The sequence below is a fragment of the Salinicola sp. CR57 genome (genome assembly GCF_003206585.1).
GTDB lineage: Bacteria > Pseudomonadota > Gammaproteobacteria > Pseudomonadales > Halomonadaceae > Salinicola > Salinicola lusitanus.
This window is the reverse complement of sequence record NZ_PZJL01000004.1, coordinates 211,703-218,163: the sequence shown is the minus strand read 5'-3', so window position 1 is coordinate 218,163 and position 6,461 is coordinate 211,703. Positions and strand designations below refer to the sequence as shown.

Sequence of the window (6,461 nt, the reverse complement as noted above, 5' to 3'; positions counted from 1 at the left end):
ATCGACGGCGCCGCCACGCGTTTCGACAAGCGTGACCCCGTGTCGGGCGACTTGCTGTGGCAGGCCGCGGCGGCGTCTCCCGAGCAGGTCGATGAAGCGATCGCGGCGGCGCGGCGTGCGTTCCCCGGCTGGGGGCATCGGCCATTCGCCGAACGCCAGGCCATCGTCGAGCGTTTCCGGGACGAGCTGGAGGCCAATCGTGAACCGCTGGCCCGGAGCATCGCCTGCGAGACCGGCAAGCCGATCTGGGAGGCGCGCACCGAGGTGGGCGCAATGATCGGCAAGATCGCGATTTCGCTCACCGCCTACCACGAGCGCACCGGCGAACGCGCCCGTGATGCCAGTGGCACGCGGGCCGTGCTGCGCCATCGCCCTCACGGGGTGCTGGCGGTCTTCGGACCCTACAACTTTCCGGGCCACCTGCCCAATGGGCATATCGTGCCGGCGTTGCTGGCGGGCAACTGCGTGGTGTTCAAGCCCAGCGAGCAGACGCCGATGACCGCCGACCTGACCCTGCAGTGCTGGGAGCGGGCGGGGCTGCCCCCCGGCGTGATCGATCTGGTCCAGGGGGCGGCGGAAGTCGGACAGGCGCTGGCGGGCAGCGCCGCTATCGACGGCCTGCTGTTCACCGGCAGCGCCAAGGTCGGCGGCCTGCTGCACCGCCAGTTCGGCGGCCAGGTCGGCAAGATCCTGGCCCTGGAGCTGGGCGGCAACAACCCGCTGGTGGTCAAGGACGTGCGCGATCTCGATGCGGCGGTGCTGACCGTCGTGCAGTCGGCATTTCTCTCCGGTGGCCAGCGCTGCACCTGTGCCCGCCGCCTAATCGTGCCGGCAGGCGAGGCCGGCGATAGACTGGTCGAAAAGCTGGCAAAAACCATGGCCGAACTGCGCGTGGCGGAACCTTTCAGCGAACCGGCGCCGTTCTACGCCGGGCTGGTCAGCCCCCAGGCAGCGGAGGGGTTGCTCGAAGCGCAGCGTGATCTCGAAGCCCGAGGCGGGCGGGTACTGGTGCGGATGCAGTCGCTGCAGGCGGGAACCAGCCTACTGTCACCGGGCCTGGTGGATGTCACCGGCTGCGACGTGCCCGACGAGGAGCATTTCGGTCCGCTGCTCAAGATCCATCGCTACACGGGCTGGGACGAGGCGATCGAACTGGCCAACGACACCCGTTACGGGCTCTCCGCCGGTCTGATCGGCGGCGATCAGACCGACTGGGACGACTTTCTGCTGCGAATTCGTGCCGGCATCGTCAACTGGAACCGCCAGACCACCGGGGCCTCCAGCGATGCGCCCTTCGGCGGCATCGGCGACAGCGGCAATCATCGCCCCAGCGCCTACTACGCGGCGGATTACTGCGCCTATCCGGTCGCCTCGATGGAAGCGGATACGCTGGCCATGCCCGCGGAGCTGCCGCCCGGGGTCACGTTATGAGCGGCGACGGCGTGAAGGACGACGTGCTCGAGGTCAACTTCGACGGCCTGGTCGGACCGACCCACAACTACGCCGGGCTGGCTCATGGCAACGTGGCCTCGATGCGCCATGGCGGGCTCGCCTCCAGCCCCCGCGAGGCGGCGCTGCAGGGGCTGGCCAAGATGAAGTCGCTGATGGATGCCGGTTACGCCCAGGGCGTACTGCCGCCCCAGCAGCGCCCGGATCTAGGCGCGCTGCGCTCGCTCGGCTTTGTCGGCAGCAACGCCGAGGTGCTGGCGCGGGCCGGGCGAGAAGCGCCGCAGCTCCTGCGGGCGGTCTGCTCGGCCTCGTCGATGTGGACCGCCAATGCGGCGACGATCACGCCGAGCCCCGATGCGCCGGATGGCCGGGTGCACTTCACCCCGGCCAATCTGCAGTCGAGCTTTCATCGCTATCTCGAGCCGGAGACCACGGGCCGCGTGCTGGCCGCCATCTTCCGTGACGAGCGTCATTTCGTGCATCACGCCCAGTTGCCGGCGACGCCCGCCTTCTCCGACGAGGGCGCGGCCAATCACACCCGTTTGTGTGGCGAGTACGGCGAGGCCGGTGTGCATCTGTTCGTCTATGGCCGTCAGGCCTTCGGCGGCGGGCGTGAGCCGCAGCGTTACCCCGCCCGCCAAACCCTCGAGGCGAGCCAGGCGATCGCGCGTCAGCACGGGCTGAGCGATGCCCAGGCGGTCTTCGCCCAGCAGCATCCCGATGCCATCGATGCCGGCGTCTTCCACAACGACGTGATCGCGGTGGGCAACGGGCCGGTGCTGCTCTACCACGAGATGGCATTTCTCGATGAGGAGAGGACACTGGACGCGCTGCGCGCCAAGATGGCCTCGCCGCTGATCCCGGTGCGGGTACCGAGCGAGGCGATCAGTCTCGAGGATGCGGTCTTGACCTACCTGTTCAATTCGCAGCTACTGTCGAATCCGGATGGCAGCATGACCCTGGTGGTGCCCGGGGAGTGCCAGGAGAACGAGGCGGTGTGGCGCACGATCCAGGATCTGCTGCTGGCGGGCTACAACCCGATCGGCGAGGTCACGGTCAAGGACGTCAAGCAGAGCATGCGCAACGGCGGCGGGCCGGCGTGTCTGCGTCTGCGGGTGGTGCTCTCCGCGGCGGAGCGCCAGGCACTGAACGGGCGGGTGCTGTTGAACGACGCGCTGTATGCGGATCTGGTCGCCTGGGTCGAGCGTCACTATCGCGACAACCTGACCCCGGACGACCTTGCCGACCCGCAGTTGGCCGACGAGACGCTCACGGCACTCGACGAGCTGACCCGGCTGCTGGGTATCGGCAACGTCTATCCGTTTCAACTGGCGACATGAGCCTGCCGCTCAGCCTTGCCCCGCGGCGCCACCGACCATGCCGCTGCGCAGGTCGGCGCCACTCTGGCGGTTTCTGACATGCTGGCTCACCACATCTTCCGGTGAGCCAGCCATCTCCCGGAACATCCCCATGCTGCCCAGCAGGGCGGAAGACTCGTAAGGCACGAACACGCGCTCGCCATCCTTGGCCATGGTCGGCAGGGCCTTGATGTAGCTCTGGCCGAGCAGGTAACCCACCACGGTGCGCTTGTTCTCTTCCGTCTCGCCGATCGCATTGAGCACCAGCTTGATCGACTCCTGCTCGCCCTGGGCGCGCAGGATGGCGGACTGCTTGTCGCCTTCGGCATTGAGAATCGACGATTCGCGCTGACCCTGGGCCATGGCGATGGCAGCGGATTTCTCGCCCTCGGCTTCGGTCACCGTGGCGCGTCGTTTACGCTCGGCGGCCATCTGCAGGCGCATGGCGCTCTCGACCTCTTCCGGCATGGCGATGTCCTGCACCTCGACGCGAGAGATCTTGACGCCCCATTTGGACGCGGGCTCTTCCATGGCGGATTGAATCGCGTTGTTGACCTCGGCGCGGGATTCGAACAGCTTGTCGAGCTCCATCTTGCCCACCACCGAACGCAGCGTGGTCTTGGCCAGCACCTCGACGGCCTGACTCATGTTGGCGACTTCATAGACCGCCCGCTTGGGGTCGATGATCTGGTAGTAGAGCGCGCCGTTGATGGTGACGGTGACGTTGTCGGTAGTCACCACCGGCTGGCCCGGAAAGTCCATCACCGTCTCGCGGCGGTCGATGCGGATCTCGTCGGTGGCGATGGGGTAGTACTCTTCGCCCTGCTTGCGGTAGCGGATCATGCTGATGGCGCGGGGCTGTTCGATGAACGGGATGATGATGTTGATCCCGCTCTCGAGCAATCGGTTGAAGGAGCCCAGTCGCTCCACCACCATTACCTCCGACTGGCGAACGATCACCAGTCCCTTGACGATGAGCAGCACGCCGATGGCGACGATGATCAGACTGATGATCAGGCCCGGGCTGGCGAGAAGATCCATGAGCGTTACTCCGTAGGACGCTTCAGCGTGACGATGGCTTCGGTGCCGTCGAACCGCTGAAAGATGACCGGACTGCCGAGCGGCAGTTCGGTGGTGTCGGTATCGGCGACTCTCAATCGATAGAAGTCGCCATTGATCTTGAGGCCGGTCGCGCCGTCGAAATCGCGCTTGAGGGTGCGGTACTCGTTGCCCTTCTCGACGCCGGTACCGGTGGTGCCGTAGTCGACGCCCGGCGGCGAGAACCTCGGCCGGATCACCTTGACGACCAGCGGCAGCAGCACGCCGGCCGCAAACCCCAGTCCGAGCAGTTGCCAGGTCATCGAGGCACCCAGCCAGGCCAGCAGCGCCGCGGTGGCGGCAGCGATCGCCAGCGCCAGCAGCACCAGGGCACCGGAGGCCAGCTCCGCCAGCCCCAGCAGCAGGGCGACGGCCAGCCAGACATAAGCCACATTCCAATCCATATCGATTCCCGACGCGCGGTGATGGAAGAGAGGAGGTTGCGATAGGCGATCGAAGCCCGTCGGGCTGGTTCCCGTCACCGATCGCGGCAGAACGATCCCGAAGTCTGCCCGCATTCGACCGGTCAGCGTATCAGAGATTGCCGACAAGGGCGGTGAGCGTTTGCCGACAGCCTGTCCAACCGGGGAGGTCAGTCGTCTCCCAGCTTGACCATTCTGGGCCGGCCGATCAGTATGCCGGCGACGCTCTGCCCGGTGAGCAGTACGATCAGGAAGATCAACGACAGCTGCCAGTCGCCGCTCAGGCCGTGCAGTGCACCGAATAGCAGAGGGCCGCTGGCGCCCATCAGGTAGCCGATGCTCTGGGACATCCCCGAGAGCATCGCGGCATGCTGGGGCTGACGGGTACGCAGCACGATCATGGTCAGCGCGAAGGCGAAACAGCCGCCCTGGCCGGCGCCCAGCAGCACCGCCCACAATAGTGGCGAGGCCGCCGGTGCCAGCAGCAGGCCGAACAGCGCCAACGCCACCAGCGAACAGAGCCCGAGCACCAGCAGGCTGTGATGGGTCAGCCGCGAGGCCAGGCGGGCAACGATGTAGCTGCCCGGAATGCTGGTGAGGTTGATCAGCGACAGCATGATCCCGGCGGTCGCCTCGGGTACGCCGGCCTGGATCGCCACCGCCGGCACCCAGGTCTGCAGCGTATAGAAGCTCAGTGACTGGGCGCCCATGAACAGGGTCAGGGTCCACGCCACCGGACTGCGGAACAGGCGCGACATTGGCGGCCGACGGGCGGCGGCCGGTGGCTCGGGCCCCAGCGAGAGCGCCATGCGCCACCACACGATGGCGGACCCGATCCCGAAGGCGGCCCACAGCCAGATCGGGGTGGACCAGCTTCCCGAAGCGTTCATCAGCGGAATGGCGCTACCGGCGCTGATCGTGGCGCCAACGCCCATCATCACCGTGTAGAGGCCCATGGTACGGCCCAGGCGGTCACCGCGATCGCGCTTGACCAGGCTCGGCATGAACACATTGCCGAAGGCGATACCCATCCCCGCGCACAGCGTGCCGAGCAGCATGACTGTCAGGCTCTCGACGCCGCGCATCACGCCGCCGACAGCGATCAGCGTGATCGCGCAGGCGATGGCGCGATCGAGCCCGACACGATCGGCGAACCCCGGCGCCAGCGGCGACAGCAGGCCGAAGCAGAGAATCATTCCGGTGGTGAACAGGCTCGCCGTGCCGGCACCGATGGCCAGTGTCCCCATGATCGGTTCGAGCACCGGCCCGATCACCACGATCGGTGCGCGCAAGTTGATCGCCGCCAGGCCGAAGGCCACGAGCCATAGCCAGGCGGGGAGCGATCGAGCAGCAGGGGGAACGGGTCGGGACACGGTTGGCGGCCTTCGGTAAATGGGGCGGCATCTTAGCATTTTCCTTCCAAGGGGCGGATCCGACCTTGCGCGAAGTGCCCGGCGCAGGCGGCCCAGCGGAGATGGCCGCAATCCAGTGAATCGAGCCTTGCATAAGTAAAGTGATCGTTTTACATTGAGGTCATGGATATTCGCACACGACTGATCGACACCGCCGAGCAGCTCTTCGATCGCCATGGCTTCACCGCCACGGGGATGGACCGGCTGACCCACGGCGCCGGCATCTCCAGCCGCACGCTCTACAAGCATGTCGGCAGCAAGAACCGCCTGCTGGCGATCGTCCTCGACGAGCGCGATCGTCGCTTCATGCGCTCGCTGGCGAGCGCTGTCAGCGTGGAGGACCTGTTCGGGGCGCTGGGCGCGTGGTTCGCCGACGAGGGCGCGCGGGGCTGTCTGTTTCTGCGCAGTTGGGCCGAGACCGGCGGCGACGTGCCGGAAATCGTCGAGGCCATGACGCGTCACAAGGCGCGGCTGCGGCAGCGCATCGAAGAGATCGTCGAAGCGGAGACCGGGCGTCGCGACGACGAACTGGCCGAATCGATTCTGCTGCTGGTCGAAGGTGTGACCCACGCCGCGACCTATCGGGGTAGCGCGACCGTGGACGTGGCTCTGCGAGCGGCGCGGCGGTTGGTCGAGGCCGCTATAGTCTGACCGCAGGAAATTGCTCTCTCCGGCTCGATGTCGGCGGATGTATCACGAGCGTAGGGAAAACGATCATTTTA

6 protein-coding genes are annotated in these 6,461 nt (G+C 66.6%); 3 read left to right on the top strand and 3 right to left on the bottom strand.

Going from position 1 to position 6,461, the window contains the following annotated elements:
- Together astD and astB are read left to right on the top strand one after the other, a co-directional pair.
- Positions 1 to 1,431, top strand: a 1,431-nt coding sequence (gene astD, locus DOM56_RS05675) for a succinylglutamate-semialdehyde dehydrogenase (protein WP_232822190.1), incomplete at its 5' end; no start/stop codon positions are given.
- Positions 1,428 to 2,789, top strand: a complete 1,362-nt coding sequence (astB, locus tag DOM56_RS05670) for an N-succinylarginine dihydrolase (RefSeq protein WP_110707901.1) — start codon at positions 1,428 to 1,430, stop codon at positions 2,787 to 2,789. The genes astD and astB, both read left to right, overlap by 4 nt.
- A gap of 9 nt (positions 2,790 to 2,798) precedes the next feature.
- Here astB and DOM56_RS05665 read toward each other — a convergent pair whose 3' ends face one another.
- The 3 genes from DOM56_RS05665 to DOM56_RS05655 all read right to left on the bottom strand — a co-directional run bounded on the left by DOM56_RS05665 (position 2,799) and on the right by DOM56_RS05655 (position 5,700).
- Positions 2,799 to 3,848 (bottom strand): SPFH domain-containing protein, encoded by a 1,050-nt coding sequence (locus DOM56_RS05665; RefSeq protein ID WP_110597979.1) that lies wholly within the window; start codon positions 3,846 to 3,848, stop codon positions 2,799 to 2,801.
- Between the two features lie 5 nt (positions 3,849 to 3,853).
- The gene (locus tag DOM56_RS05660) at positions 3,854 to 4,309 is read right to left on the bottom strand and encodes a nodulation efficiency, NfeD-like protein (RefSeq protein ID WP_110597978.1); all 456 of its coding nucleotides are present in this window, start codon (positions 4,307 to 4,309) and stop codon (positions 3,854 to 3,856) included.
- 188 nt (positions 4,310 to 4,497) lie between these two features.
- Complete coding sequence (locus tag DOM56_RS05655; protein ID WP_232822189.1) at positions 4,498 to 5,700, bottom strand: MFS transporter; 1,203 nt, start codon at positions 5,698 to 5,700, stop codon at positions 4,498 to 4,500.
- Positions 5,701 to 5,862: 162 nt separating this feature from the next.
- Here DOM56_RS05655 and DOM56_RS05650 point away from each other — a divergent pair, with 162 nt between their 5' ends.
- Complete coding sequence (locus DOM56_RS05650) at positions 5,863 to 6,390, top strand: TetR/AcrR family transcriptional regulator (RefSeq protein ID WP_110707899.1); 528 nt, start codon at positions 5,863 to 5,865, stop codon at positions 6,388 to 6,390.
- Positions 6,391 to 6,461: the final 71 nt, after the last annotated feature.